The sequence below is a fragment of the Mucilaginibacter sp. UYNi724 genome, from assembly GCF_054057495.1.
On sequence record NZ_JBSRZI010000007.1, the window covers coordinates 97,643 to 123,278 of the forward strand.

At 43.7% G+C, this 25,636-nt stretch carries 21 protein-coding genes; 12 read left to right on the forward strand and 9 right to left on the reverse strand.

Annotated elements, in window-relative coordinates; translation table 11 throughout:
* Window positions 1–10: 10 nt before the first annotated feature.
* Both folE and ACVW0P_RS12100 read right to left on the reverse strand, forming a co-directional pair.
* Entirely contained in the window at window positions 11–649 is a 639-nt protein-coding gene (gene folE / locus ACVW0P_RS12095) for a GTP cyclohydrolase I FolE (RefSeq protein WP_457132312.1), read from the reverse strand.
* Between the two features lie 9 nt (window positions 650–658).
* Window positions 659–1,075 carry a 6-pyruvoyl trahydropterin synthase family protein gene (locus tag ACVW0P_RS12100; RefSeq protein WP_457132454.1) on the reverse strand — a complete coding sequence of 139 codons (417 nt, stop codon included), beginning with the start codon at window positions 1,073–1,075 and terminating at the stop codon, window positions 659–661.
* 78 nt (window positions 1,076–1,153) lie between these two features.
* Here ACVW0P_RS12100 and mqnB point away from each other — a divergent pair, with 78 nt between their 5' ends.
* Window positions 1,154–1,825, forward strand: a complete 672-nt coding sequence (mqnB, locus tag ACVW0P_RS12105; RefSeq protein ID WP_457132313.1) for a futalosine hydrolase — start codon at window positions 1,154–1,156, stop codon at window positions 1,823–1,825.
* A 62-nt stretch (window positions 1,826–1,887) separates the two neighbouring features.
* Window positions 1,888–2,736: a menaquinone biosynthesis family protein gene (locus ACVW0P_RS12110; RefSeq protein WP_457132314.1), complete on the forward strand. Its 849-nt coding sequence runs from the start codon at window positions 1,888–1,890 to the stop codon at window positions 2,734–2,736.
* Window positions 2,737–2,884: 148 nt separating this feature from the next.
* Here the strand turns inward: ACVW0P_RS12110 and ACVW0P_RS12115 are convergent, their stop codons facing one another.
* Together ACVW0P_RS12115 and ACVW0P_RS12120 are read right to left on the reverse strand one after the other, a co-directional pair.
* Window positions 2,885–4,117, reverse strand: coding sequence for a TlpA disulfide reductase family protein (locus ACVW0P_RS12115; protein WP_457132315.1), 1,233 nt, complete (start codon window positions 4,115–4,117; stop codon window positions 2,885–2,887).
* Window positions 4,118–4,173: 56 nt separating this feature from the next.
* Window positions 4,174–5,313 carry an acyl-CoA dehydrogenase gene (locus tag ACVW0P_RS12120; protein WP_457132316.1) on the reverse strand — a complete coding sequence of 380 codons (1,140 nt, stop codon included), beginning with the start codon at window positions 5,311–5,313 and terminating at the stop codon, window positions 4,174–4,176.
* Between the two features lie 616 nt (window positions 5,314–5,929).
* Between ACVW0P_RS12120 and ACVW0P_RS12125 the strand changes: the two genes are divergently transcribed.
* From ACVW0P_RS12125 to ACVW0P_RS12155, 7 genes are all read left to right on the forward strand, one after another.
* Window positions 5,930–7,984, forward strand: a complete 2,055-nt coding sequence (locus ACVW0P_RS12125; RefSeq protein WP_457132317.1) for a M13 family metallopeptidase — start codon at window positions 5,930–5,932, stop codon at window positions 7,982–7,984.
* 101 nt (window positions 7,985–8,085) lie between these two features.
* The gene (gene pnuC / locus ACVW0P_RS12130) at window positions 8,086–8,727 is read left to right on the forward strand and encodes a nicotinamide riboside transporter PnuC (protein WP_457132318.1); all 642 of its coding nucleotides are present in this window, start codon (window positions 8,086–8,088) and stop codon (window positions 8,725–8,727) included.
* Complete coding sequence (locus ACVW0P_RS12135; RefSeq protein ID WP_457132319.1) at window positions 8,720–9,259, forward strand: AAA family ATPase; 540 nt, start codon at window positions 8,720–8,722, stop codon at window positions 9,257–9,259. Before pnuC ends, ACVW0P_RS12135 begins: the two co-directional genes overlap by 8 nt.
* 153 nt (window positions 9,260–9,412) lie before the next feature.
* Window positions 9,413–9,973, forward strand: a complete 561-nt coding sequence (locus ACVW0P_RS12140; protein ID WP_457132320.1) for an RNA polymerase sigma factor — start codon at window positions 9,413–9,415, stop codon at window positions 9,971–9,973.
* On the forward strand, window positions 9,970–10,536 hold the full coding sequence (locus ACVW0P_RS12145) for a hypothetical protein (protein WP_457132321.1): 567 nt from the start codon (window positions 9,970–9,972) through the stop codon (window positions 10,534–10,536). The genes ACVW0P_RS12140 and ACVW0P_RS12145 overlap by 4 nt, the downstream gene beginning before the upstream one ends.
* Entirely contained in the window at window positions 10,517–11,908 is a 1,392-nt protein-coding gene (locus tag ACVW0P_RS12150; protein WP_457132322.1) for a hypothetical protein, read from the forward strand. The genes ACVW0P_RS12145 and ACVW0P_RS12150 overlap by 20 nt, the downstream gene beginning before the upstream one ends.
* Before the next feature lie 87 nt (window positions 11,909–11,995).
* Window positions 11,996–12,781 (forward strand): TerC family protein, encoded by a 786-nt coding sequence (locus tag ACVW0P_RS12155; RefSeq protein ID WP_457132323.1) that lies wholly within the window; start codon window positions 11,996–11,998, stop codon window positions 12,779–12,781.
* Window positions 12,782–12,959: 178 nt separating this feature from the next.
* Here the strand turns inward: ACVW0P_RS12155 and ACVW0P_RS12160 are convergent, their stop codons facing one another.
* Entirely contained in the window at window positions 12,960–15,224 is a 2,265-nt protein-coding gene (locus ACVW0P_RS12160; protein ID WP_457132324.1) for a Tex family protein, read from the reverse strand.
* A 192-nt stretch (window positions 15,225–15,416) separates the two neighbouring features.
* Between ACVW0P_RS12160 and ACVW0P_RS12165 the strand changes: the two genes are divergently transcribed.
* Window positions 15,417–16,226: a transporter gene (locus ACVW0P_RS12165; protein WP_457132325.1), complete on the forward strand. Its 810-nt coding sequence runs from the start codon at window positions 15,417–15,419 to the stop codon at window positions 16,224–16,226.
* A gap of 19 nt (window positions 16,227–16,245) precedes the next feature.
* Window positions 16,246–16,902, forward strand: coding sequence for a metal-dependent transcriptional regulator (locus ACVW0P_RS12170; RefSeq protein ID WP_457132326.1), 657 nt, complete (start codon window positions 16,246–16,248; stop codon window positions 16,900–16,902).
* Window positions 16,903–17,070: 168 nt separating this feature from the next.
* On the opposite strand, the gene ACVW0P_RS12175 is transcribed toward ACVW0P_RS12170, so the two are convergent.
* The 4 genes from ACVW0P_RS12175 to ACVW0P_RS12190 form a co-directional block, all read right to left on the reverse strand.
* Complete coding sequence (locus ACVW0P_RS12175; protein ID WP_457132327.1) at window positions 17,071–18,696, reverse strand: ATP-dependent DNA ligase; 1,626 nt, start codon at window positions 18,694–18,696, stop codon at window positions 17,071–17,073.
* A complete protein-coding gene (locus ACVW0P_RS12180; RefSeq protein WP_457132328.1) occupies window positions 18,693–19,793 on the reverse strand; it encodes a ligase-associated DNA damage response exonuclease in 1,101 nt (366 codons plus the stop codon). Before ACVW0P_RS12180 ends, ACVW0P_RS12175 begins: the two co-directional genes overlap by 4 nt.
* Before the next feature lie 138 nt (window positions 19,794–19,931).
* A complete protein-coding gene (locus ACVW0P_RS12185; protein ID WP_354426817.1) occupies window positions 19,932–22,076 on the reverse strand; it encodes a carboxy terminal-processing peptidase in 2,145 nt (714 codons plus the stop codon).
* A 189-nt stretch (window positions 22,077–22,265) separates the two neighbouring features.
* Window positions 22,266–22,892 (reverse strand): hypothetical protein, encoded by a 627-nt coding sequence (locus ACVW0P_RS12190; protein WP_457132329.1) that lies wholly within the window; start codon window positions 22,890–22,892, stop codon window positions 22,266–22,268.
* A 326-nt stretch (window positions 22,893–23,218) separates the two neighbouring features.
* Here ACVW0P_RS12190 and ACVW0P_RS12195 point away from each other — a divergent pair, with 326 nt between their 5' ends.
* The gene (locus ACVW0P_RS12195; RefSeq protein WP_457132330.1) at window positions 23,219–25,630 is read left to right on the forward strand and encodes a PAS domain S-box protein; all 2,412 of its coding nucleotides are present in this window, start codon (window positions 23,219–23,221) and stop codon (window positions 25,628–25,630) included.
* Window positions 25,631–25,636 lie beyond the last annotated feature (6 nt).

Here is a 25,636-nt window from a genome sequence, read left to right on the forward strand (position 1 = left end):
ACTCTTCGCATTAACTTAATTTCGAAGAGATCAGGTTTAAAAATTCTGTTCTGGTTTGGCCTTTCAAAAACTCGCCGGTAAATGCCGATGTGGTGGTTACCGAGTTTTGTTTTTGTACGCCGCGCATGCTCATGCACAGGTGCCTGCACTCAATTACCACGCCAACTCCTATAGGGTTAAGGTTTTCCTGGATGCAATCACGAATTTCGTTTGTTAAACGCTCTTGCACCTGCAGCCTGCGGGCAAAAACGTCAACTATCCTCGGGATTTTGCTTAGGCCTACTACATATCCGTTAGGAATGTACGCAATGTGCGCTTTACCGAAAAAAGGCAGCATGTGATGCTCGCACATGGAATACACCTCAATATCTTTTACAATTACCATTTGGCTGTACTCTTCCTTAAACATGGCCGAATTTAGGATCTCTTTTGCATCCAGGTCATAACCGTGTGTAAGGTAAAGCATGGCTTTTGCTATACGCTCGGGGGTTTTAAGCAGGCCTTCGCGCTCGGGGTTCTCACCTATCTGTTTTAAAACGTCAAGGTAATTTGCCGACAGGTTTTGGATCAGATCAGGGTTATAGCGGTCAATTTTTTGATAGCCGTTAATGCCCTCGTCCCTGTCGGGAATGTTATCGTGGTCAGTCATGAGTTTGGTTTATCCGCCAAAGTATTCAGCAGAGTTGTTTTCTGTTTCGTACAATTTTACCGAGTGCAGGAATACGCCCGGGTAAGCCTCGATAGGGCCTTTAAGTTGGTTGAAGATGCCAATGCAAAGCAATTCAGTTGATGCCATTATGCCCTTCATAAATTCAACATCCATATTGACGTTCTTATGGTCCAGCTTTTCAATAACGTATTCATTAATAATAACCTTAAGGTCTTTAAGGTCCATCAGGTAACCGGTTGCGTGGGTTACTTCGCCTTTAACGGTTACAAACAGGTTGTAATTATGGCCGTGCCAGTTTGGGTTGGCACATTTGCCAAATACCTCGTTGTTTTTCTCTGCGCTCCATTCCTCGCGGTACATGCGGTGTGCGGCGTTGAAATGTTCCTTGCGCGTAATGTGTATCATCATAGCAATTAATGGTGCAAATATACAAAACAAAAACAGGCGAGTTGTTTTATCTTAGCTGTCAAAAATTAGGCCTTTATGCGGATATTATTTGTAGCGGCTACGGAGTTTGAGGTAGAAAGTTTGTTAAGGAGCGGAGATATTGGAGCGGGGAGCCGTAATAAAGCACACCTCTCACCTCGCTCACCGCACCATTCAGTCCTCATAACCGGTGTAGGCATGGTAGCAACCGCTTTTGCTTTGGGGCGCGAACTGGCAGCAAACCAATACGATCTGGCCATAAACCTGGGCATTGCCGGTAGTTTCGACCGCGATATTGCCCTGGGCGATGTGGTAGAGATAACCGAAGACACCATAGCCGAACTCGGCGCGCAGGATGACGAAACGTTTTTACCAATAGCCGAGATGGGTTTTGGTGAAAGTGTTTTTAAGGCAACTAAACAACTATCTAATATTTTTAAGGATCAAGATATTAAGAAAGCCAAAGCCATCACGGTTAACACGGTTCATGGAAACCAAGCCTCTATCCAACAAATAGAACAACGGTTAAATCCGCAAATAGAAAGCATGGAGGGCGCAGCGTTCTTTTATGCCTGCCGGGAAGCGGGGGTGCCTTGTATGCAGATCAGGGCTGTGTCAAATTATGTGGAAAAGCGTAACCGGGATGCTTGGCAGATAGGTTTAGCCGTTAAAAATCTGAATACATTTGCGATGGGATTGTTGGAAAGTTTAAAGGTTGAAAAATTGTAATGTTCATACGTTGCTTTTAACCTTTCAACATTCCAACCTTACAACATTTAAACGTCAGCACCATGAAACTAACCATCGGCTTTTCGCCTTGCCCTAACGATACCTTTATCTTCGACGCGCTGATCCACCATAAAATTGATACCGAAGGCCTGGAGTTTGAAGTATTTTATGATGATGTGGAAACCCTTAACCAAAAAGCCTTTAGGGGCGAATTGGATATCACCAAGCTAAGTTACCACGCCTTTGCATACGCTGCAGATAAATATGTTTTGCTTGACGCAGGCAGCGCTTTAGGTTTTGGTGTTGGCCCCATGCTGATCTGTAAAGGCAGCGCCGAAGATTTAAAAGCAAGACTGGAAGCAGGCGATCATACCGTTAAGATCGGGATCCCCGGAAAATATACTACTGCTAATTTTTTATTGAGCCTGGCATATCCGGACGCTACCAATAAACAGGAACTGGTTTTTTCGGATATAGAAAACGCTGTTTTAGACGGCCGTGTAGACGTTGGGCTTATCATCCACGAGAACCGCTTTACCTACCAGGATAAAGGTTTACATAAGATCATCGACCTGGGCGATTACTGGGAGAAACGCACAGGTTGCGCTATCCCGCTTGGCGGTATTGTTGCCAACCGCGACTTACCATTGGATGTTCAGCATAAAATAAACAGGTTGATCAAAAGCTCTGTAGAGTTTGCTTTCGCCAATCCCAAATCAGGGCTGGAGTACATCCGCTCGCATGCGCAGGAAATGAGCGAAGAAGTGATGTACAAACACATAGATCTTTACGTAAATAAATTCTCGGTTGATTTAGGTGAAGAGGGTAAGAAAGCAGTAAAGCTTTTATTTGATACAGCGCTGGAGAAAGGAATTATACCAAAGGTGAGTGAGGGTTTGTTTTTGAATTAATAATTGATTTGTCATCCCGAGCGATAGCGAAGGATCTAAATGAACTGTGCCTTCCAATTTGCAAGGCGGCGATTAGATACTCCACTACGTTCAGCATGACAAGTATTTTCACCTCACATCTCCTTCGGAGAGGGCCGGGGAGAGGCCATTACTTCTCAGCCAACAGATCATCAGTCAGCTTTTCAAATTCGCTGATGAACTCTGTGTAATGCTCGCCTGTCCCCGGACCGCTAAAGCCGGTGTGGATCTTACGCACGTCGCCTTTTTTATCAATGATAATAGTAGTTGGGAAACCTACAACTTTGGTAAGCATAGGCAGGCTTTTAGCGGTTTCTACCTTGTTGCTGGTATATCCGGTTATCAATATCGGGTATTTGATATCAAACCTGTTTTTCAATTGTGCCAATGCCTTTTGCGATTTGGCAAAATCGGTAGTACGTTCGTAGGCCAGGCCTATCACTTCTACACCGCGCGATTTATACTTTTTGTAGTAGTTGACCATGTAAGCCGTTTCATCCATACAGTTAGGGCACCACGACCCCATGATATGTACAATAACCACCTTGTTTTTTAAACGCGCGTCATCAAGCGAAACTGGCGTGCCGGTCAGGTCCTTAAAGATAAAGGCAAGTTTTTTATAGCCGGGTTTCAATGCGGATAGGGAATAAGCATCAGGCAGTTTGGCATTCTCGTTCCGTACTGCAGTCCAAACATCGGTACCTGTTAAGCCGGAGAAAAACTTGCCACCGGTAAGAGTGTTATCATTTGCGATCTTAGCGGTGAACAAAAACGCGTGCCCACCATCAAAACAGGAAAGGTATAAGCTATCGCCGCTAACAGTGCCTTCCAGAAAGCGGTAATCACCTGTTGTGGTCAGGAAGGTGCCGGTAACCTTTTGGCCGGTTTGCTTAAACTCACCAACAGTGGTGTCGCGGCCTGTGCTGTCGCCAATAATGGCGCTCCAGCGGCCTTCAACATTATAATTTGTTTTGGCAGGGGTTTTAAAAAAGCGCCATGGTGTACCGGCCGTCGCGGTAAAGTTCATTGGTACATCACGGTCGCCTAAGTGCCTTATGTAGTGGCCTGTTAAATTGTTGCCAGTTTGTTTCAACCGAAATTCAGAATCAAACAGCGGCAGTTTTATAAAAACCGAATCACCTTTACCGGTAACATCGGTTACCTTAAAATGCTCGGTGCTGTTTATTATAGCCAGTTGTTGTTTGCCGCCGGCGTTGGTCACATCAAAATTAAACGCTATCTCTTTGTCCGTAGCAGTTTTTAAAACACCCCGCCACAATCCGCTTTGTAGTTTGATTTGTGCTGATGTTATATAGGTTAGCGCGGCAACAAACACCGCGCTGAACAATATCTTTTTTATCATGATAAAAATAGTCTACTAATTTTATATACTTTTCAAAAGTAATAAATGCAGCCAAACTATTTCAAGACACCGCGCGATATGACAATGCGCTGAATTTCTGAAGTACCTTCATAGATCTGTGTTATTTTTGCATCGCGCATCAGGCGCTCCACATGATATTCTTTCACGAAACCATACCCGCCGTGGATCTGTACCGCCTCCACGGTAGTTCGCATGGCAGTTTCTGATGCAAAGAGTTTGGCCATTGATGCCGCTTGCGCATAAGGCTGGCCGTTATCTTTTAGCCATGCGGCACGGTAGCAAAGCAAACGTGCCGCTTCAATTTCAGTTGCCATGTCGGCCAGTTTAAACTGAATGGCCTGCAAATCGGCAAGGGTTTTACCAAAGGCCTTACGCTCTTTAGCGTATTGTACCGATAATTCGTAAGCTCCCGATGCTATCCCCAATGCCTGCGATGCAATACCTATGCGGCCGCCTTCTAACGTTGCCATCGCGAATTTGAACCCGAAGCCATCTTCACCAATTCGGTTCTCCTTAGGCACTTTCACATCTGTAAACATCAGCGAATGCGTATCAGAACCGCGGATGCCCAATTTATTTTCTTTATTACCCACGGTAAAGCCTTCCATGCCTTTTTCAACAATAAGGGCGTTAATGCCGCGGTGCTTTTTGCTTGCGTCGGTTTGTGCCATAACTATATAGGTAGATGCCGTGCTGCCGTTGGTTATCCAATTTTTGGTGCCGTTAAGCAGATAATGGTCGCCCATATCAATAGCGGTAGTGTGCTGTGATGTGGCGTCAGACCCAGCCTCGGGTTCGCTCAGGCAAAATGCGCCTATTACCTGGCCCTGCGCCAATGGGATCAAATATTTTTGCTTTTGCGCCTCGTTACCATATTTCTCCAATCCGTAACAAACCAGCGAATTATTAACCGACACCACTACAGATGCAGATGCATCAACCTTAGATAGCTCCTCCATTACAATAGAGTAGGATATAGCATCCATTCCGCTGCCGCCGTATTCCGGCGATACCATCATGCCCAAAAAGCCAAGCTCGCCAAGTTTCTTAATCTGCTCGGTCGGGAATTTTTGCAGTTCGTCGCGTTCTATTACGCCGGGTTTTAATTCGGTCTGTGCAAAATCGCGCGCCGCCTGGCGTATCATTAAGTGTTCTTCGGTTAGTTCAAAATGCATAGTGTAAATGTAAAAACAAATTTCAACAAATGCTATGCGTGCATAGTAAAAATATTAGCGCAAAAAAAGAGAGCTCTTTTGAAGCTCCCTTTTCCCCTAATTAATTTAAACTATTGATTAAACCCAAAATAAAAGAACTTATTCATCTCAACTTGGGCAACTGAGAATTCAACTTAAGCCTTATTAACAAATTGAAAATTTTTCATAGGTAGATGATATATTTTTCAAGGATGTATGCAGGACTGTTTAGATTTTAACAAAAGGTAAGCCATAATTTAAAACAACGTTAAATTTATAGAAAGGGTGAAGTTGGAAATACTCCTTAAACGAGTAAAATGTACTTTAATAAAATCTACCATATTTATTTATGATTATTTTTTAGTCTGATAATTAAGTAGTTATGAGCATAAACGAAGTTTGAACATTCGTTTTTAACCCTGAAAACTGCGTATAAGTACGTGATTTTAAATTTTCGTAAAGATTTAATTTAAATTTTGCTTTAATGCTTCTTTAACCACACTTTTATTAAAAATTAGTTCAAAAAAGGTGTACGGAAAATTATAAGTTTCCATTTTTCTATACACATTCTGTATTTATTTTCAGACAAATCATTAAAATGACACTTAAAAAGAACACGATCTATGCCGTTGCGGCCTGTATGGTCAGTAACCTGCTATTGACGGCCTGCCAGGATAAGAATAAGTTTTACGCCGAGCACGATGTTGTAGTGAACAATATTGACAAAAGTGTTAAACCCGGAGACGATTTTTTTGCTTACGCCAATGGCTCCTGGCTTAAAAAGAACCCTATCCCCGCTGCTTACTCATCCTGGAGTATTTATAACCTGGTACAGGAAGACATGCGTAATAAAATGCTGAAGATAAACCAGGATGCCATGAAGGGAGGCGGCGCAAAGGGCAGCAACACTCAAAAGATAGGTGATTTTTACTTCAGCGGAATGGATACCGTTAAAATTGAAAACTTAGGCACAACGCCACTTAAATATGAGTTGGCTAAAATAGACGCCGTGAAAGACGTACAGGGCCTTGTTGATGAGTTTGCATATTTAAGCACCATTGGCGTAACAAACCCAATAGCTGCATTTGCCGGGCAGGACGACAGGAACAGCAAAAAAATAATTATGCAGTTATATCAATCTGGTATAGGTTTGCCCAACCGTGATTACTATTATAAAACCGACGAGCACACCACCGCCGTTCGTAACGATTACCAGCAAAAGCACCTGCCTGTATTATTTAAATTTTTAGGTAATGATGATGGAGCTGCTAAAACAGCAGCACAAAAAACGTATGCCTTAGAGAAATTTTTGGCTGATAGCTCGAGAACGTTAGAAAACCTGCGCGACCCATACCACAACTATAATAAAATGGCGGTTGCCGGCGTAAATAAGCTTTCGCCGCTTATTGATTGGAAACCCACATTCGATAAACTGTATTACAAAGATGTGGATACCGTTATTGTTGGCCAGCCCGAATATCTGCGCGCGGTAAATACCGCGCTTACGAAATTCAGTATAGACGACTGGAAAAACTACCTGCGTAAAAACCTGCTTAACGAGTTCAGCCCGTACCTAAACAAGGCGATTGCCGGTGAAAATTTCAGGTTTTACGGTACCGTGATATCGGGACGAAAGGAACAACTGCCGCGCTGGAAACGTGTGCTTGATATTGAAGAAGATGTAATGGGCGAAGTGCTGGGGCAGATCTTTGTAAAAGAGTATTTCCCCGAGCCAACCAAAAAGCGTTACGAAGATATGGTTGAGGCCGTGCGGGGTTCTTTTAAAAACCATATAGAAAAACTAAACTGGATGAGCGCTGCTACCAAAAAGCGTGCTTATGAAAAACTGGAAAAGGTTTACCCAAAGGTAGGTTTCCCCGATCATTGGAGAGATTACTCGGGTTTGAATATCGATAAAAACCAGTTTGTACAAAACATCATCAATAGCTCTAAATTTGACCGTAAGTTTAACGCCAACAAATTAGGCAAGCCGGTAGACCGTACCGAGTGGGGGATGACACCGCAAACCTACAACGCCTATTACAATCCTTCCAACAACGAGATCGTATTGCCTGCCGCTATATTTATGGTGCCGGGCACTTTAGATGAGAAGATAGACGATGCAGTTGTGTATGGCTACGGCGCGGCATCAACTATTGGCCACGAAATTACCCACGGTTTTGACGACCAGGGCCGGCAATATGATGAAAAGGGTAACCTTAAACCATGGTGGTCTGCACAGGATTCGGTAAAATTTGCACAGCGTGCTCAAAAACTGATTGAGCAATTTAACGGATATAAAGTGGGCGATCAAAATATAAATGGTAAAGCTACACTTGGCGAAAATATTGCTGATTTGGGCGGCGTTGTAATAGGCCTTGATGCCTTCAAAAAAACAAAACAGTATAAAGAAGGCAAAGCAATAAATGGCTTAACCCCGGTGCAGCGCTACTTTTTAGGCTATGCGCTTGGCTGGCTGGGCCACGACAGGAAAGAAGCCTTATCTAACCAGGTAATCTCTGATGTGCACTCCCCACGCTTTTTACGTGTTAATGGTCCGTTTAGCGATGTACCGGAGTTTTATGAAGCATTCAGTGTAAAAAAAGGTGATAAAATGTGGATAGACCCAGATAAACGAGTGAAGATCTGGTAACCCCGCTCAAATCCTCCCCGTATGGGGAGGGCTTACAGAATAGTTAAATAAAAGTCTCCCCTATCGGGGGAGATTTAGAGGGGGCTTTCTATATTTACACCATGCAAATCATCCACACCTTGCAAGAATGGTGGCAGCATCAAACCTGGCAAGAACTCACCGGGGTTATAACCGGGCTTGCATGTGTGTATTTGGCGGCTAAGAATAATATCCTTAACTGGCCCATCGCTATCATCAGCACCGTTTTATATATTTACATTTATCACAAGGCAGCACTTTACGCCGATATGCTACAATACGTTTACCTATGCATTACCAGCATGTATGGCTGGTACAACTGGGGTAGGTTACCTAAAGTAGATGATAAAAAGACGCCGGTGGTATCTATCAACCAAAAGCAAATGTTTTACGCGGCGCTGTTTGTGCTGGTTTTAACCCCTGTGCTTGGTTACACACTTATTACCTTCACGCAAAAACTAAATTACCGCCCGCCTGCTTATCCTTATATAGATAGCTTTTGCACGGCATGTAGTTTTGTAGCCCAGTTTTTTTTAACCCGTAAAATTTTGCAAAACTGGCTTATCTGGGTTTTTGTTGATATTATATACACTGTTATCTACTTTAAAAAAGACTTACAGATAACGGCTTTTATGTTTTTTATATTGATCATCATTGCGGCCGTAGGGTACGTAGATTGGAAAAAGGAATATAAAAAGCAACTCTTAAATCTAAATCATGGGTAAACCCGAAATAATCAAGATAGCTATTGTAGGCCCCGAATCTACCGGTAAATCTACCATGTCGGCATTTTTAGCGGAGCATTACCAAACCGTGTGGGTGCCCGAGTACGCCCGCGGGTATTGCGAAAAGTTAACCGCCCCGCCCACCTGGCAGGACGAGATCAATATGTTTCACGGGCAGCTGGCGTTAGAGGCAGAAATACTGCCCGGTGCGAACAAGCTGCTTATTTGCGATACCACTTTTATTACCGTAAAGATCTGGAGCGACGAGATCTTCGGCAAAGCCCCGCAGGAGGTTGTTGACGAGTTGCCCAAACACCCTTATAACCTTTACTTACTTTTAGATATCGACCTACCCTGGCAGGATGACCCCCTGCGCGATTTCCCCCATAAGCGCGAGCATTTTATGGATATATGGCAAAAGGAATTAAACGCCCTTAACGCCAATTATATAACTATATCAGGCACCGGCGAAGACAGGTACGCAAAAGCTACTGAAGCTATGGATGCGTTTATTGGTCAGAACCGGAATTAATCGAATTATGAATTAACAGAAGGGAGGAATTTTGGATAATTATTCCATTAATTCTTTAATTCACATAAAATTTGGGTTCAGACATTTTTTTTCATCCCTCTGTGCAACGTTACCAAATACCCTGCGTCATTTAACCTGAAACCTGTCAATAATTTGGAAGCCGTATACGTAGATAAACATTACAACCTGGTGGTTGAGTGTAAGCAGGGCAGTAAAAAAGCCTGTTATGAGTTGTACAAGCTATATGCTAAAGCGATGTTGAACGTTGCCTTTAGGATAGTGGGCAACATTGCCGAGGCGGAAGATGTTTTGCAGGAATCATTTACGGATGCTTTTCATAAGCTGAAGGATTTTAGGCAGGAAACCACCTTCGGGTTATGGCTTAAACAAATTGTGGTTCACCGCTCCATAAACCTTTTACGCAAACGCAAGTTAGCGTTTGTTGAGGTAGAGGACGGCCACCTGGAAAACGTAGCCGATGAAGAGCCCTGGGATGATGACGATGTACAATACCAGGTAGCCCAAATAAAAGAAGCCATGAAGGAATTGCCCGAAGGCTACCGTGTTGTTCTATCCCTTTATTTATTAGAGGGCTACGATCACGAAGAGATAGGGCAGGTATTAAACATAACAGAAAATACATCAAGAACACAGTTTTTGAGGGCAAAGCGAAAACTGAGCGAGATATTAATAAGAAAAGGAATTAAGAAATGAGCAAGCGGTTAGAAGATTTTATGAAAGACCACAGGGCGGAATTTGACGACCTGGAGCCACGCGGCGACATCTGGAACAACATTGCCCTTGAATTGGATACCTGGGACGAACAACAGCCAAAAAAGCGCGAAGCAAAAACTTTTTCGCTGGCCTTTGTGCTAAAGGTAGCCGCATCAGTTATTGTGGTGATGGGTTTAGGATTTGGCCTGTATTTAAAAAATCAAAAGCCGGCAGGGATAGACCTGGCCGACATTAATCCAACCTATGCCAAACAACAGGTACACTATGCATCAATGATAGAAAGCAAACGTACCCGGTTAAAATTGGTTGCCAAGTTCGATCCGCAGTTATATAATGAGTTTAACGCGGAGCTTTTAAAGATGGATGCCAACTATAAAAAACTAAATATTGATTTAGCAACCAGCCCCAACCAGGAGCGTGTTTTACGTGCAATGATCCGGAACTTGCAAATACAAACGGAGGTGCTTAATCAGCAACTGAGTGTAATTGAACAATTTAACCAAAGTAAAAAGGATCATGAAAATGAAAACAAAAATATTTAACAGGTTACTTACTGCTTTTGCAATAGTAACCATTGGCACAGCCGCCTTTGCCCAGGAAACCCCTGTGCAACCGCCCGCCCCGCCGCAAGCACCAGAGGTAACCACCCCAAAGTTTGACGCTAAGCAGTTCAACAAAAAAATGGGCGACCTTAAGGTTAAAATGAAACAGCTTGAACAAAAAATGAAGCAGAAAAACTTTAATGCGAACAAAGATATGGCCTTCGCTTTTAAAGATTTCGACAAGAATTTTGGTAAAAGTTTCAAAGGATTTAATAAAACGTTTAAAGAGAGTTTCAAGGATTTTGATAAAAACTTTAATACCAACTTTAAAGATTTCGGTAAAAATTTCGCCGGCAGCTTTAGCGAAATGGCGCCGGAGTTTTCGGGCGCCTTTAAAAACTTCGATGGTATAAGCTACGGCAATAGTAGCAATATTAACAGCGACGAGTACAATGAGAAAGTCGCCAATGGGCAAGTTATCGAAAAGGTAAAAAACTACAGTAAAAGTTATAGTGTTAATGGCAATGATGTTTTGCAGATAAGCAACAGCTTTGGGAAGATAGTAGTAAACACCTGGGCCAAAAATGAATTTAAAGTTGATGTACAAATGAAATTTGGGTCGGAAGATGAGGATTACGTTAAGAACATGATCAACGGTTCAGGCATCAGCGATAGCAAGAATGGTTCAATAGTGTCATTTAAAACCAACCTTGCCCGTAACAACGGCAGTAATGGAAACAACCACATGGAAATAAACTACACCGTTTATATGCCTGCCGGTAATGCGGTAGACATTACCAATAGATTTGGTAATGTTACCCTGCCCGATCTTAATGGTAAAGCAACCCTGCATGTATCATACGGCACGCTAAACGCTCAGCAGCTTTTAGCTAATGATAACGATATACGTATCCGCTTTGGCGATGCAAACATTGTAACCTTTAACGGGGGCAAGCTTGATGTTGGCTATGGTAAAGTAAAAGCAGGTACGGTAAGCAATGTAACCGCAAATATATCTTTCGCCGGTTTTAGTGCCGATAGGTTAAAAACTGCGGCGGATATCAATATTAAATATGGTGACGGCTTTAATATTGGCACCATCGACAGGTCGGTACGTAGCTTAAATATCAACGCTTCTTTCACCAAAATAAAACTTGATTTCAAAGGCGCTGATAGTTTCAATTTTGATGTGGTAACCAAATTTGGAGGCTTTAATTATAACGACGATAACATGAAGGTGACCTCTAAAAACCCGACAGACGAGGATAGGGGCTGGTCGTCGACAAAAACCTACAAAGGCTATATTGGCAAAAGCAACAGTGATAGTAAAATTTCCATTAATGCGAGCTACACCGACGTACGTTTTTACTAAAAACTGTTACATCTGTCATAAAATATTAGACCCCTGCTATAAACGGAAGGGGTTTTGCTATTTTTAGGACATACATTTTATACCTGCATGGAAATATTAACCGACCCGGAAGCGTGGGTATCGCTTATCACACTTACTGTTTTAGAGATCGTTTTGGGTATCGATAACGTTATCTTCATTTCTATATTATCAGACAAACTACCAAAGAACCAACAAGAACGCGGCCGCAAGGTAGGCTTGGGCATGGCCATGATAACCCGTGTATTATTGCTGCTTACCATTACCTGGGTAATGAAGCTGACCGCACCGCTGTTTAGCCTGTCGGGTATATTTAATGTTACCGACCCGGAATGGGTAGAGAAACTGTCTATATCCGGCCGCGACCTGATCCTAATTATTGGAGGTTTATTCCTGATCTATAAAAGCACTGCCGAGATCCATCAAAAAATTGAGGGGGAGGAAGAAGGCGCGGATAATGTTAAACCGCATTCGTTTTGGGCAACTATCTTCCAGATAATGGTATTGGATATCGTGTTCTCTTTAGACTCTGTTATTACCGCCGTAGGTATGGCTAAGCACGTCGAGATCATGATTGCGGCAGTTGTAATTGCAGTGGGCATTATGATGTGGGCATCAAGTGCGGTGGCCAACTTTGTAAACAAACACCCTACGGTTAAAATGCTGGCGTTGTCGTTTTTGCTGCTAATAGGCGTATCATTATTAGCCGAAGCATTTGAGCAACATATCCCTAAAGGGTACATCTATTTCGCGATGGCTTTTTCTATTTTAGTAGAAATGCTGAACCTTAAAATGCGCAGTAAAAAGGCCGCTAAAAGCGCCAAAGGTATTAAAGCGGTGCCGGCTAAAAAGTAACATATTTCACATTCCTTGTTCACGTTCACGGCCGTGAACGTGAACAAGTTTTTGTAACTTGCTAATAATCAATCAATTTGTAAATTCCGCCTACTGACAAAACGCTGTCACCACTTTTTTGATTTATAAAAAACAGCCCGGTGTCGCGCCATCGCTCACAAGAGGGTATCCTTTCCTGCTACTTAAACTTATTTTTCAAAGCGGCCAGTTTACTCATCATATCCATCTCTGGTTCCGGCTCGGGTTTTGGCTTTGGGGTAAAAGTTTTTTGAACAGATTTTTGCGGTTGAGGCCTTGGTGCAGGGGCTTCGCGTTTTTCGTTCTCCTTCATGCTTAGGGCAATGCGCTTGCGGCTTACATCCACATCTGTCACGGTTACCTCTACCTTTTGGTGCACCTTTAAAACCTCGTTAGGGTCTTTTATAAAGTGATTGGTTATCTGGCTCAAATGTACCAAACCATCCTGGTGAACGCCTATATCTACAAATGCCCCAAAATTGGTGATGTTGGTTACGATACCCGGTAGTTTCATGCCTAATTTTAGGTCGCCGATAGCGTTAACGCCGTCGGTAAAGCTAAATGCTTCGAACTGTTCGCGTGGGTCGCGACCTGGTTTGGCAAGCTCGGCTATGATATCGTTTAATGTAGGCAAACCTACCGTATCTGAAATGTATTTTTGCAGCGGGATAGATTTGCGCAGGGTGCTGTCGCGCATTAGGTCCTGCACGCTGCATTTCAGGTCTTTAGCCATTTGCTCAACCAGTGTGTAACGCTCCGGGTGAACAGAACTGCTATCCAAAGGGTTTTCCGCTCCGCGGATGCGTAAAAAGCCTGCCGCCTGCTCGTATGCTTTATCGCCCAGGCGGGCAACTTTTTTCAGTTGGTCGCGGCGTTTAAAGGCGCCATTTTGGTTACGATATTCCACAATGTTTTGCGCCAGTTGCGGACCAAGGCCGGATACATACGCCAATATCTGTTTCGATGCCGTGTTCAGTTCCACACCAACCGCGTTTACACAGCTCATTACGGTATCATCAAGTGAAGTTTGCAGTTTGTTCTGGTCCACATCGTGCTGGTATTGGCCAACACCTATCGATTTTGGGTCGATCTTTACCAATTCTGCCAGCGGGTCCATCAAACGGCGACCGATAGATACGGCGCCTCTTACAGTAATATCTTTATCCGGGAATTCCTCACGGGCTACGTCCGATGCAGAATAGATAGACGCGCCGCTTTCATTCACCATTACAATGGTTGCACCCTGCAGGTTAAGGTTGCGCACAAATAATTCGGTTTCGCGGCCGGCGGTGCCGTTCCCTATCGCAATAGCTTCAATGTTATATCTTTCAAATAAATGTTGAACGGTTTTTTCGGCCTCTTTTGCCTGGCCTGCTCCGGTATGCGGGTAAATGGCCGTGTTCTCTAACAGTTTGCCCTGTTCATCTAAACAAACCAGTTTACAGCCTGTGCGGAAACCAGGATCGATTGCCATGATCCGTTTTTGACCAAGGGGCGCCCCTAATAATAGCTGGCGGGCATTCTCGGCAAATACACGGATGGCTTCTTCGTCGGCCTTCTTTTTTGTCAACAGGCGGATCTCCGTTTCCATAGATGGTTTAAGCAAACGCTTGTAACCATCTGCAATAGCCAGCCCAACTTGAGTGGCGGCAGCATTGCGCGAGGAAATAAATTCGCGCTCTAATAAAGCTACGGCATCCTCTTCGGTTGGTTTGATATCCAGGTAAAGGATCTCTTCTTTCTCGCCGCGGCGCATGGCCAGGATGCGGTGAGATGGTGCCGACTTAACAGGCTCCGTCCACTCAAAATAATCTTTGTATTTGATGCCTTCCTGCTCTTTTCCCGGGGCAACTTTCGACTCGAAAACGCCTTTTTCCGTAAATAATTGGCGCATCTTGGCCCTTGTTTCCGCGTGTTCGCTGATGTGTTCGGCAATAATGTCGCGGGCACCGGCCAATGCCTCGCCAGCGGTTGCTACGCCTTTTTCATCGTCAATAAATTTAACGGCTTCCAATTCCGGGTCGATGCTTTTTTGGGCGAGGATAACATCGGCCAATGGCTGTAAGCCTTTTTCGCGGGCGGCAGTTGCGCGTGTTTTACGTTTTGGGCGATACGGCAAGTAAATATCTTCTAACCGTACCATCGTTTCGGCAGCGTTAATCTCTTTCTCCAACTCGGGGGTAAACTTGCCCAGGTCTGTAAGGGATTTAAGGATGGCCTCGCGGCGTTTATCAAGTTCGCGCAATTGCAGCACACGGTCGCGGATGGCGGCTACCTGCACTTCATCTAAGCTGCCGGTAACCTCTTTACGGTAACGGGAAATAAAAGGAACGGTTGCGCCCTCGTCAAGTAAAGCAATAGTTGCGCTCACCTGCTTGCTGCCAACAGAAAGCTCCTGCGCTATTTTTATATTGTATGATTCCATTTGATTTGATTTCACCGATTCAGAAGATTACACTGATTACCGGGAATGCGAAGTTGTCACTCTTTAAGCAGAAATCAAACGGATAGTTTTAAACAAGACGGTAAATTAGTCTTGCCTAATTTTATTATTTTGTTTGTGCTAATTAATTATTACGTTTGTTGAATGGATATGCGCCCCATCTGCCTGATAATCATGCTAACAACTTTTGTATCTGTCGCCTACGGGCAAACAGATACCCTAAAGCACAAGTACACCTTGTTTAACCCCGTGCCCCGAGAAAAAATGAAGGATATGGAAACCGACCGTCCAGATGTTACGGAAAGCGCCTATTCGGTAGCGGCCGGGCATTTCCAGGTGGAGAGCGACTTGTTAAGGCATGTGCGGAACAAAAGTGACGGCGTACAAAGCATCCAAAATACGTATAACCTGGCCAACTATAAATTGGGGTTAACCGAGCGGTCGGACATTCAAATGGTGATACCAACGTACACAACCATCACCGTGCGCGACATTGCCTCCGGTAAAATAACAAACAAAACATCGGGCATTGACGATATCTCCGTGCGGTTTAAATATAATATATGGGGCCACCATGGAGGCAAAACGGCGCTGGCAGCGTTGCCCTATGTTGTATTGCCAACCTCGGCTTTTGCAAACAATGGGATGCAGTATGGGATAGTGTTCCCATTCGCGCTATCGCTGGGCGAGGAATGGAATTTTGGCTCGCAGGTGGCAGTGAATGTTGCCAAAGAGGACGATAGCCATTTTCATCCCGAATACCTTTATTCCTTTACTTTTGGCCGGGAGCTCTCGGAAAAACTTAGCGCTTTTGTAGAAGGGGTTGTCACCTATAATGTTTTCGCCAAAAAGGCCGAGACCTTTGCCAATGGCGGGTTGATATTTTCTGTAACCGGTAACCTGAATATTGACGCGGGGGTAAATATCGGGCTTAAGCAAAGCTCCGACAAAATATATTTCCTGGGCTTTTCGTTCAGGTATTAGTAACGTCATAATAACAACTATGCATACGCTATCCGAAGAAAATTACCTGAAATGTATTTACCGCCTTTGGCAGGACAAAGGGCAAAAGATAACCCCTACTGCCATTGCGGAGTCGCTTGGTAACAACCCGGCATCGGTGGTGGATATGATCCGTAAGCTAACCGATAAGCAATTGATATCTTATGATAAAAAGAAGGGTGTAGAACTAACCCCGCAAGGGCAAAAAGATGCAACTTTAATAGTGCGCCGCCATCGTTTATGGGAAGTGTTTTTGTTAGAGAAACTGGGTTACCATTGGGACGAGATCCACGATATAGCAGAAGAGCTGGAGCATATTAAAGACGCTACCTTAGCAGATAGGCTGGATAAGTTCCTTGGTTTCCCGGAGTATGACCCGCACGGTGACCCGATACCCAAAGCCAATGGGAAAATGGCCAAGCGTTTTTCTACTACCCTTGCCGATGTTAAAACCGGCGGCAGTTGCCTTGTTGTGGCGGTAAAAGATACCACCAGCCAGTTTTTACAATACCTGGTAAAACTGGATATTAATATTGGTACAAAAATTCAGCTGATAGAGAAAATTCCGTTTGATAGTTCATTAGTGATCAGTATTAATGGCAACGAGCATAAAACCGTTTCGCAAAAGTTTGGAGAGAGTTTGCTGATAGATATGTAGGAGATGTGCAGATGCGCGCGTCTTTGCGAGGAGCGATAGCGACGTGGCAATCTCTTTGAGCTATTCGTTGATGCAAGATGTAGAGTCGTCCTAAAGAGATTGCTTCGTACCTCGCAATGACGCGTTAGGGAATCGCAATGGTATGTTTTTATAGCGCACGCTATATTCTTATCCTCCATGCTCGCCTAACAGATCCTTTAAACTTTCTAATGTATCGGCTTCCTCTTTAGGTTTATCATGGCGCCAGCGCAAAATTCTGGGGAACCGTAGGGCTATGCCCGATTTATGCCTGCTTGACTTATTGATCCCTTCGAAACCTATCTCGAAAACCAATTCTGGCTTTACGGTGCGTACCGGGCCAAATTTTTCTAAAGTGTTGCGTTTAACGAAGTAATCTACTTTGTTTATCTCGGCATCGGTAAGGCCGCTGTAGGCCTTGGCAAACGGTACCAATTTATCGCCATCCCAAACGGCAAAGGTATAATCGGTGTAAAGATCGGCGCGGCGGCCGTGGCCCTTTTGTGCGTAGATCATGACGGCATCAACAGATAGCGGATCTATTTTCCATTTCCACCAATCGCCTCTGCGGCGGCCAACCTGGTAGGTAGCGCTTTTGCGTTTCAGCATAATGCCTTCGGCTATCATCGCACGGGATTGTTCCCTTGTTTTTTCCAGTTCTTCCCAGCTATCAAATTTGATGAGCGATGAAATGCGGAATACTTCGGGAAATTCGGTTGCGGCTTGTATCTTTTCCAATATCTCACGCCTCTCCGATTGAGTTTTAGTGCGGATATCTTCGCCCGCATATTCCAGGCAATCGTAAACTATGGTAGCAACAGGGCTATCGGTCAGGATCTTTTTACTCAGGTTTTTACGCCCGATACGGGTTTGCAACACGCTGAACGACATGGGTAACCCATTCTGAAAACTCAGGATCTCGCCATCAAGCACGGTGCCGTCAGGCAGTGCATTCAAAAAATCATGCAGCTCGGGGAATTTCTCGGTAGCCAGGTCCTCGCCACGGCTCCATATAAAGATCTGGCCGCCGCGTTTTATCATTTGCGCACGGATGCCGTCCCATTTCCACTCGGCCTGCCAGTCGGCGGCATCGCCAAGGGCGTTGCCAACATCCTCTGCCGACTTACGCTTTTCGGATGTTTCCTGAATAGGGTATGCCAAAAAGAAAGGATATGGGCGCGAGATGTTATCGGCCGCGTTTTGTTCCTCTATCAGCTGGTCGTAGGTATAATCTTCCGGCATCCAGCTGCCCATAATTCGATGGGTAAGGGCAGGAGCTTCTATCCCGGTAATATCAGCCAGGGCTTTCACTACCAGGTTATTTGAAACGCCAATCCGGAAACTGCCCGTAAGCAATTTATTAAACACAAAGCGCTCCTGCCTGTCCAGCATCGCCCATGATGTTATCAGCCAAAGTTTCTTTTCTTCTTCGTTTTTACTGCCGATGGCATTTATCTCGGCTATCCATTCCGTTAAAGTCTTGCTGCTGCTGTTTTCGCTTTCGGGCATCAGTAATGACATGGTTTCGGCAAGGTCGCCAACCACCTGGTAACTTTCTTCAAATAACCATCGCGGGATGTTTGACGCCTCGATAGCCCAATTGCGGATAAGTGTAGAATTGATGGGCCGCTTTGGTCGCCTGCCGGTAAACAGGGCAAGCATATGCATTTTATCGGTATCGGGTACGTTGGTAAAATAGTCCTTCAGTACCTTAACTTTTTCGTTGGTTTTGTTGGTCTCGTCTAAAGAAAGGAATAGTTGTGCAAATGCTTTCATGATGAAGCCCCCTCTAAATCTCCCCCGATAGGGGAGACTTTTTGAATGTCTTGAGCTATAGCAAGCTCCTCCCCTTTCGGGGGAGGTTGGGTGTAGGCTTCCGCATCTTCCTCCTCACCACCATACAGCGTATGCACCTCGCTGGCGTTGAAGCCTATTTCGTTTAAATACCTGGTGAACGATGCCGTGTAACCGTGAGTTAGGTAAACGCATTCGCAATCGGTAGCATCAATAGCGCTAACCAGGCCGTTCCAATCGGCATGGTCAGACATGATGAAACCGCGGTCGGCCGCACGGCGGCGTTTGGCACCACGGATAGCCATCCAGCCGCTGCAATAACCAAAACTATATGGCCCAAACTTGCGCATCCACGGCGTACCTACAGATGACGGCGGGGCAATGATGATACCTTTCCTCACTTCTTCTTTTGATGATTCTAAAGTGATACGTTCCGTTGGGTTTAATATCACGCCATTACGGCGCAGGGCTTCGTTCGTGTTTTCGATAACGCCGTGGGTGTACACCTTGCCAATGCTTAGATCAAGGTTTTGCAGGATGCGCTGGGCTTTACCTAACGAGTAGCCAACTATTACCGTAGCTACGCCATTTTCGACATTGCTACGCCACCAGTTATTTACTTCACTAAAGATTTCTGACTGTGGTTTCCAGGAATAAACCGGCATCCCGAAGGTACACTCAGATATAAAGTGATGGCATTTAACCGGCTCGAAAGGGGTAGAGATACCATCATCATCCGTCTTATAATCGCCTGATACTACCCAAATAACGCCCTTGTATTCAATCCTGATCTGCGCGGAGCCAATTACATGGCCCGCCGGAAACATGGAAATACTTACGCCATGTTTAACAACCGTTTCGCCGTACTCGATAGTGCGCAGGTTAATATCACCTAAGCGGTAAAGCATCACCTCGCGCGACAGGTGGTGCGCTAAATAGTTCTTATGCCCAAAGTAGGCATGGTCTGCATGGGCGTGGGTGATCACGGCATCGTCCACAGGTTTCCAGGGGTCGATGTAAAATCGGCCCTGTTCGCAGTAGATGCCCCTATCCGTAAATTCAAGCAGTGGTTTAGCCATGGTTAGTATAATAACCTATGGCGTTGAAATTAGTTTGAGTTTGTACTGATGACTATTTGGCTCGCCCGTTATAAAAAACAGGGCAAAAAAAACAGGCGCGATAATCATCGCGCCTGTCATATCTCAGTGTGCTAAGTATTAGTTTGTGCCCGCCGGTTTAACGGTAGTTAACTTGCTGCCCAAAGTAAGGTAATCTGTTAGTACCTGTCCGGCCTCTTTTTGTAAGAAATCCATATCCTCCTTTTTAGGTTTTACCTGGCCTTTTTTTAGTGCCGGCAAACCTAAGGCTACCCTGCGTTCGTTATTATGCTCAAACGCTTTTTTCTCATCGGCATCGCGTTGCTCTTTCAGTTTCGCCTCGTTTAGGGTTACGCTGGTTTCAGTAGCTTGCTTTTTAGATTCTTCAATATCCTGTAACAGGTATTTGTAGCTTTGGCTTGATGCCATACGATCTTCATGCAATTTTTTAAGCTGCGGCAATACGGTAGCAAAATTACCTACGGTAGTGTAATCGCTTTTCTCGATCACATCAAAAGGCATTGCAGATGGCTCGGTATCTTCACCGTATTTATCTAAAGGTATAACAGACGGGAAATCAACATCGGGCAATACGCCTTTATGCTGTGTAGAGTTACCATTTATGCGGTAGAATTTAGCGATGGTTAAGTTTAACTGGCCAAATTTATTCTGGCTGCCGGTAGCTACAGTTTTGGTTTTACCCGCAACGGCCAATAATTTATCTTTTAATGATGGGGTGATAACCTTATCCAGATCGATAGCGTTTTGTACCGAACCTTTACCATAGGTTTGTGTACCCAAGATCAAACCACGGCCATAATCCTGGATCGCGCCGGAGAAGATCTCTGATGCCGAGGCGCTAAAGCGGTCAACCAATATGGCTAACGGGCCTGCGTAGGCAATAGCAGGGTCATCATCTTTATCAACCTCTACCTTGTTACGCGCATCGCGTACTTGTACTACAGGGCCGGTTTTGATGAATAGGCCGGTAAGCTCAACAGCCTCCATTAAAGAGCCGCCACCATTTTGGCGAAGGTCAATTACCACACCGTCAACATTTTCACGTTTCAGGGTATCTAATATCAGCTTAACATCACGGGTGGTGCTTTTGTAATTAGGGTTACCTGCTTTATAATCTGCAAAATCAAGATAAAATGCAGGGATAGATATAACACCTATCTTAACAGTTTTACCATTTTGATTGTACGTGCGGATCTCTTTTTTGGCAGAGATATCCTGTAAAATGATCTTTTCGCGTACCAGTTCTATCACCCTTGGCTTAGCGGTAACGGCGCTGCCTTTAGCTAATAACTGCAACCTTACAGTTGTGCCTTTAGGGCCACGGATCAGCGCGATTGCGTTATCTATCCTCCAGCCTACAATGTCCTGAAACTCGCCGGTTTTGCCTTGTGCTACACCAACAATGCGGTCATCGGCATTAACCAATTTGCTTTTATCGGCAGGGCCGCCGGGGGTAACGTTTTTAATGGTTACATATTCGTTCTCTATCAATAGCGATGCGCCGATACCCTCTAAAGAGCGCGACATGTCAATATTAAAGTTAGCCGCGTTAGATGGGTTAAAGTAGTTGGTATGCGGATCTATAGCCTCAGTAAAAGAATCCATAAACGCCTGGAACACGTCCTGGTTAGACAGCTTGTTGGACTGCGAAAGGATGTTGGTATAACGCTTCTTTAAAGTCTCTTTATTAGCGGCAAGTTCTTTACCGGTAAGCTTAAGGTTAAGCAGATCGTATTTTACACGTTGTGCCCAAACGTTATGCAGGTCGGTTTCTGATGCTGCCCAAGGCAATTTATCACGATCGTATGTGTAGGTATCATTCTGGGCGAAGTCAAATGTTTTGCCCAATTGCGTTACCGAAAAATTAACATACTCGTTATAACGCTTTTGAAACACGTTGAAAATATAAAATACATTGGCCAGGTTACCGGCTTTAATGTCATCATCAAAAGTAGTTTTAAACTGGTCAAACTCCTTAATATCTGATGCTAACAGGTAGTTATGGTTCTCATCAAGCTTTTTGATATAACGGTCATATATGATAGCCGATACCGAATCATTTAACGGTACTTTTTTGTAGTTATAGTCAGAAACCAAAGTGTACACATATTTTAAAACAACACTTTGCTGCTCATCGGGCTGCAGGTCATTAGGGCCTGCATGTTTGTAATTTACTTTGGCTGGGGCTGCATTACACGCAAACGCGGTTGCTAATGCCAGCATTAAATATAATTTCTTGAACATATCTTTTACACTATTTAAATCGGGACTTGTGTGAAACATCAATACTTGTGCCTGTTTTTAATTTATAGAATATAAAAAGAGACAGCCGCAAAGCTGTCCCGCTAATATATTGAATAACAATATTACAATAATGTTTGGGTTGTTTTATTATAGATGCCGCATTTTACCTAATTGTTACAAAAACAGGTTTTATTTGGATTTACCAGTAACGTCAACAGCTTCGGCGTAGCGCAGCTCTGATTTTGGTAACCAAACCTTGTTGCTTTGTACAAATTTGATCTTGGTATCTATTAACTTAACGTCATCAGTACGGCCTGTAGTACGTGCAAGGTCGCGCGCTTCTGCAAGATCTTGTTGTGCCTGAGTAAGATCGCCAAGGTCGGCTTTGATAAGTGCCAGGCTAATTAAGTTATTTATGGTGTGCTGGTAGTCGTTCTGTTGTTTAGAGATCAGGATGCTTTGCAGGTAATACCACTTAGCTTCCGACAGGCGGTTCTCGCCAACGTAGATCTTGGCAAGTTCGCTAAATCGGTAGCTGGCTAAGGCATATTCGCGGAAACGCATGTTATGTTGGGCCGCGCGCATTACAATGCGCTCATTTATCTCCAGGGTAAACTGACTGCGGGGTATGATGTTTTTTGCAAGCTTTTTTGGATTATACACTAATTGTTTGGCCGATAAAAACCGTTTAAGGGAAAGGTCTTTCACTTGAGATATCTGAGGGTACCTCGCGTGTTTTTTAAAATCGCCGCGCCACCACTGGGCAGATGCCGATAGGTTTAAAGCGCAAAAAATTACTAAAATGATGTATCGCATTTAAATTATAATCGGGGGATATTAAGTTAATTATTTTAACTGGTATGTAAAGATACTACAATTATTAGAATTTGCAAATTATGGCTTTTAGGCAATAATTGAATGTTTTATTTGGATTTGAACGAAACGCCGGCTCTTTTGGTATATACAGTTGAATAATAAAGCTTGAAAACCGCAAGCGGCATATTTGTGTAACTTAAAAGAATAACTTAGCTTTACTAACACAATGCCCTGTCTATTAGATAGATAATTGGTTTAGTTATCCCAGTGAGCAATTTAAATCTAAACAAAAAGCGAAAAACTTGTTACCTAAAATTAAATGTGTTATGTTAAATAAGGTCAGCGCTTCTGCAAAATTGTATACCCTGTTGTTTATTACGGCAGTTAGTATTGTGGCGCTGGGAGTTTACGGCATTAACGACCTCGAAAACATGAATCAAAACACCCAAACGCTGTATGCCGATAGGGTGCTGCCATTTGAGCAATTGTCCAACGTTAGGTTTGCATATACCGAAATATTAACGGTGGCCCAGAATACGGCAAACCATATGCTCAGTTTCAGGGACGCAGAAAAAAGAATACAACAAGCAGAGAAGGTAATAAATGATAACTGGGGCAGATACCGGCAAACTTACCTTACGCCTGAAGAGTTGCTATTGGTTAAACAAACACAACTTACAAAACGAAAGGCTGACGAACAATACACGGAATTACTTATCCTGTTAACTAAACAAGACCAGAAGGGGCTCGAAGCATTTATAAAGAACGAAGACTATGCCGGGTCGGCACCATTTACCGTAAACCTAAGCCTATTAATGAAATTGCAAGTACGCGTAGGTAAACAAATATATACAGAGAATAATAAAATATACCACACCACATCCAAACGGTTCATTACCTTAATTTCGCTTTTCTTAGCCATCGCCCTTTCGTTGTCGTTGTATATTATTAGAAATATCAAAACGCTAATTAACACCATTTTGCAGGGCAAACGCAGGATTGAACAAAGTGAAGAGAAATACTTTTCTTTATTTGAACAAGCGTCTGACGCGATCTGCATAGTAAATTCGCAGGGTAACTTTACCGAGGTAAATGATAGCATGTGCCGGCTGGCGGGCTACACACGAGAAGAATTTTTGACCATGAATATTACGGCCCTCATAAACGCCGAAATATTAAAAATTCACCCTCTTAGATATGCTGAAAAAAAAGTGGGTGAATCTGTAACCGGCGAGCGGAAATTGGTAAAGAAAAACGGGGATGTCATCGACCTTGAAATTAATGGTAAAAAGTTTACTAACGATAGGATAATGATTATTTCCAGAGACATCACGGCCCGCAAGGCGATGGAAACGGAACTGATCCATGCGGAGTTGAAGTTTCGAACGCTCGCCGATAAATCCATGGTTGGAATTTACATTGTACAAAAAGGGAAATTTGTATATGTAAACCCGCGCTTTGCCGAGGTTTTTGGATACGAACCGAACGAATTGATAGGCAGAGAACCCGTTGAAGCCATTGTCCATCCAAACTATCAGGCGATATCTAATGAAAACATACGGTTGCGGGTAGAGGGCGAAGTAGATAGCGTGCACTACGAGGCCATGGGAAGAATGAAAGACGGCAGCGCTAACTGGGTAGAATTTTATGGTAGCCGCGCTATTATTGAAGACGAACCAACAATTATAGGTTCGATGATAGATATCACCGAAAGGAAGATAGCCGAAGAGGGACTAAGGGCATCTGAAAAGAAATACAAGCTGCTTTTTGAGAGTAATCCGGTGCCACTATGGATCATCGCTAAGGATGATCAATCCATTATTGCTGTTAACGAGGCCGCCTCCATCCTTTACAAATACACCAAGGACGAATTACTGAATACCAGTGTAAAAAAACTCAGGCCGGCAGAAGATTGGGATCGGCAACTGTTAAGCTATCAGAAAGAAATTACCGGTGCTGTGGATTTTGGCTTGGTTAAACACCTAAAAAAGGACGGAACTGTAATTTTTGTAAGTATAATTTCTGAAGACATTTTATTTGAGGGTAGGCCCGTGCGGATCTCGTCAACAGTTGATGTTACAGAAAAATTGAAGGCGGAAGATTTGCTTAAAAAGTCGGAGGCCAACTTGCAAACCATCTTAAACACTACCGATACTGCTTACGCCTTATTAGACCGCCATCTGAAAGTTTTGGAATATAACGATATAGCCCTATCATTTGCAAAGCAGGAATTTAATTTTGACCCTAAAAACGGCGGCAAATTTTTTGATCATTTACCTAAGAACAGGCGCGCCCAGTTCTTAGGTAATATTGATAATGTATTTAAAGGTAATACCATTAGCTATGAAGTTACGTACGACCAGCCAGATGGCGGTAACATCTGGTACTATGTTAAAATGTTCCCGATATTCAATAAAGAGAATGAAATATTGGGGCTGGTGCTTGCGATTTCTGATATTACCGAACGTAAACAAGCCGAGCAGCGTTTGCAACTGGCGTACCAGCGTATAAAAACAAACATTGGGTTTATACGAGAGATGATCTGGAAACAATCGCATATCCTTAGAAGCCCATTAGCCAATTTAAAAGGTCTGATAACCATTCTGCATAGTGACCCTGAGGATAAGGAAGTAATGGCCCACATAAAAACGGAACTCGAAAGAATGGATGCTGTTTTTAAAGAGATGGCGCAGGATTCATCTGCAGATGATATGAATTATGATGATAGTTTGAAATAGCAAACA

Coding starts and splice junctions, on each gene's coding strand:
- ACVW0P_RS12125 (WP_457132317.1), top strand. CDS start 5,930: ATGACACTTAAAAAGAACACGATCTATGCCGTTGCGGCCTGTATGGTC.
- ACVW0P_RS12100 (WP_457132454.1), bottom strand. CDS start 1,075: ATGATACACATTACGCGCAAGGAACATTTCAACGCCGCACACCGCATG.
- ACVW0P_RS12135 (WP_457132319.1), top strand. CDS start 8,720: ATGGGTAAACCCGAAATAATCAAGATAGCTATTGTAGGCCCCGAATCT.
- ACVW0P_RS12175 (WP_457132327.1), bottom strand. CDS start 18,696: ATGAAAGCATTTGCACAACTATTCCTTTCTTTAGACGAGACCAACAAA.
- ACVW0P_RS12145 (WP_457132321.1), top strand. CDS start 9,970: ATGAGCAAGCGGTTAGAAGATTTTATGAAAGACCACAGGGCGGAATTT.
- ACVW0P_RS12155 (WP_457132323.1), top strand. CDS start 11,996: ATGGAAATATTAACCGACCCGGAAGCGTGGGTATCGCTTATCACACTT.
- ACVW0P_RS12190 (WP_457132329.1), bottom strand. CDS start 22,892: ATGCGATACATCATTTTAGTAATTTTTTGCGCTTTAAACCTATCGGCA.
- folE (WP_457132312.1), bottom strand. CDS start 649: ATGACTGACCACGATAACATTCCCGACAGGGACGAGGGCATTAACGGC.
- ACVW0P_RS12150 (WP_457132322.1), top strand. CDS start 10,517: ATGAAAACAAAAATATTTAACAGGTTACTTACTGCTTTTGCAATAGTA.
- ACVW0P_RS12180 (WP_457132328.1), bottom strand. CDS start 19,793: ATGGCTAAACCACTGCTTGAATTTACGGATAGGGGCATCTACTGCGAA.
- ACVW0P_RS12195 (WP_457132330.1), top strand. CDS start 23,219: ATGTTAAATAAGGTCAGCGCTTCTGCAAAATTGTATACCCTGTTGTTT.
- mqnB (WP_457132313.1), top strand. CDS start 1,154: ATGCGGATATTATTTGTAGCGGCTACGGAGTTTGAGGTAGAAAGTTTG.
- ACVW0P_RS12160 (WP_457132324.1), bottom strand. CDS start 15,224: ATGGAATCATACAATATAAAAATAGCGCAGGAGCTTTCTGTTGGCAGC.
- ACVW0P_RS12120 (WP_457132316.1), bottom strand. CDS start 5,313: ATGCATTTTGAACTAACCGAAGAACACTTAATGATACGCCAGGCGGCG.
- ACVW0P_RS12185 (WP_354426817.1), bottom strand. CDS start 22,076: ATGTTCAAGAAATTATATTTAATGCTGGCATTAGCAACCGCGTTTGCG.
- ACVW0P_RS12165 (WP_457132325.1), top strand. CDS start 15,417: ATGCTAACAACTTTTGTATCTGTCGCCTACGGGCAAACAGATACCCTA.
- pnuC (WP_457132318.1), top strand. CDS start 8,086: ATGCAAATCATCCACACCTTGCAAGAATGGTGGCAGCATCAAACCTGG.
- ACVW0P_RS12170 (WP_457132326.1), top strand. CDS start 16,246: ATGCATACGCTATCCGAAGAAAATTACCTGAAATGTATTTACCGCCTT.
- ACVW0P_RS12110 (WP_457132314.1), top strand. CDS start 1,888: ATGAAACTAACCATCGGCTTTTCGCCTTGCCCTAACGATACCTTTATC.
- ACVW0P_RS12115 (WP_457132315.1), bottom strand. CDS start 4,117: ATGATAAAAAAGATATTGTTCAGCGCGGTGTTTGTTGCCGCGCTAACC.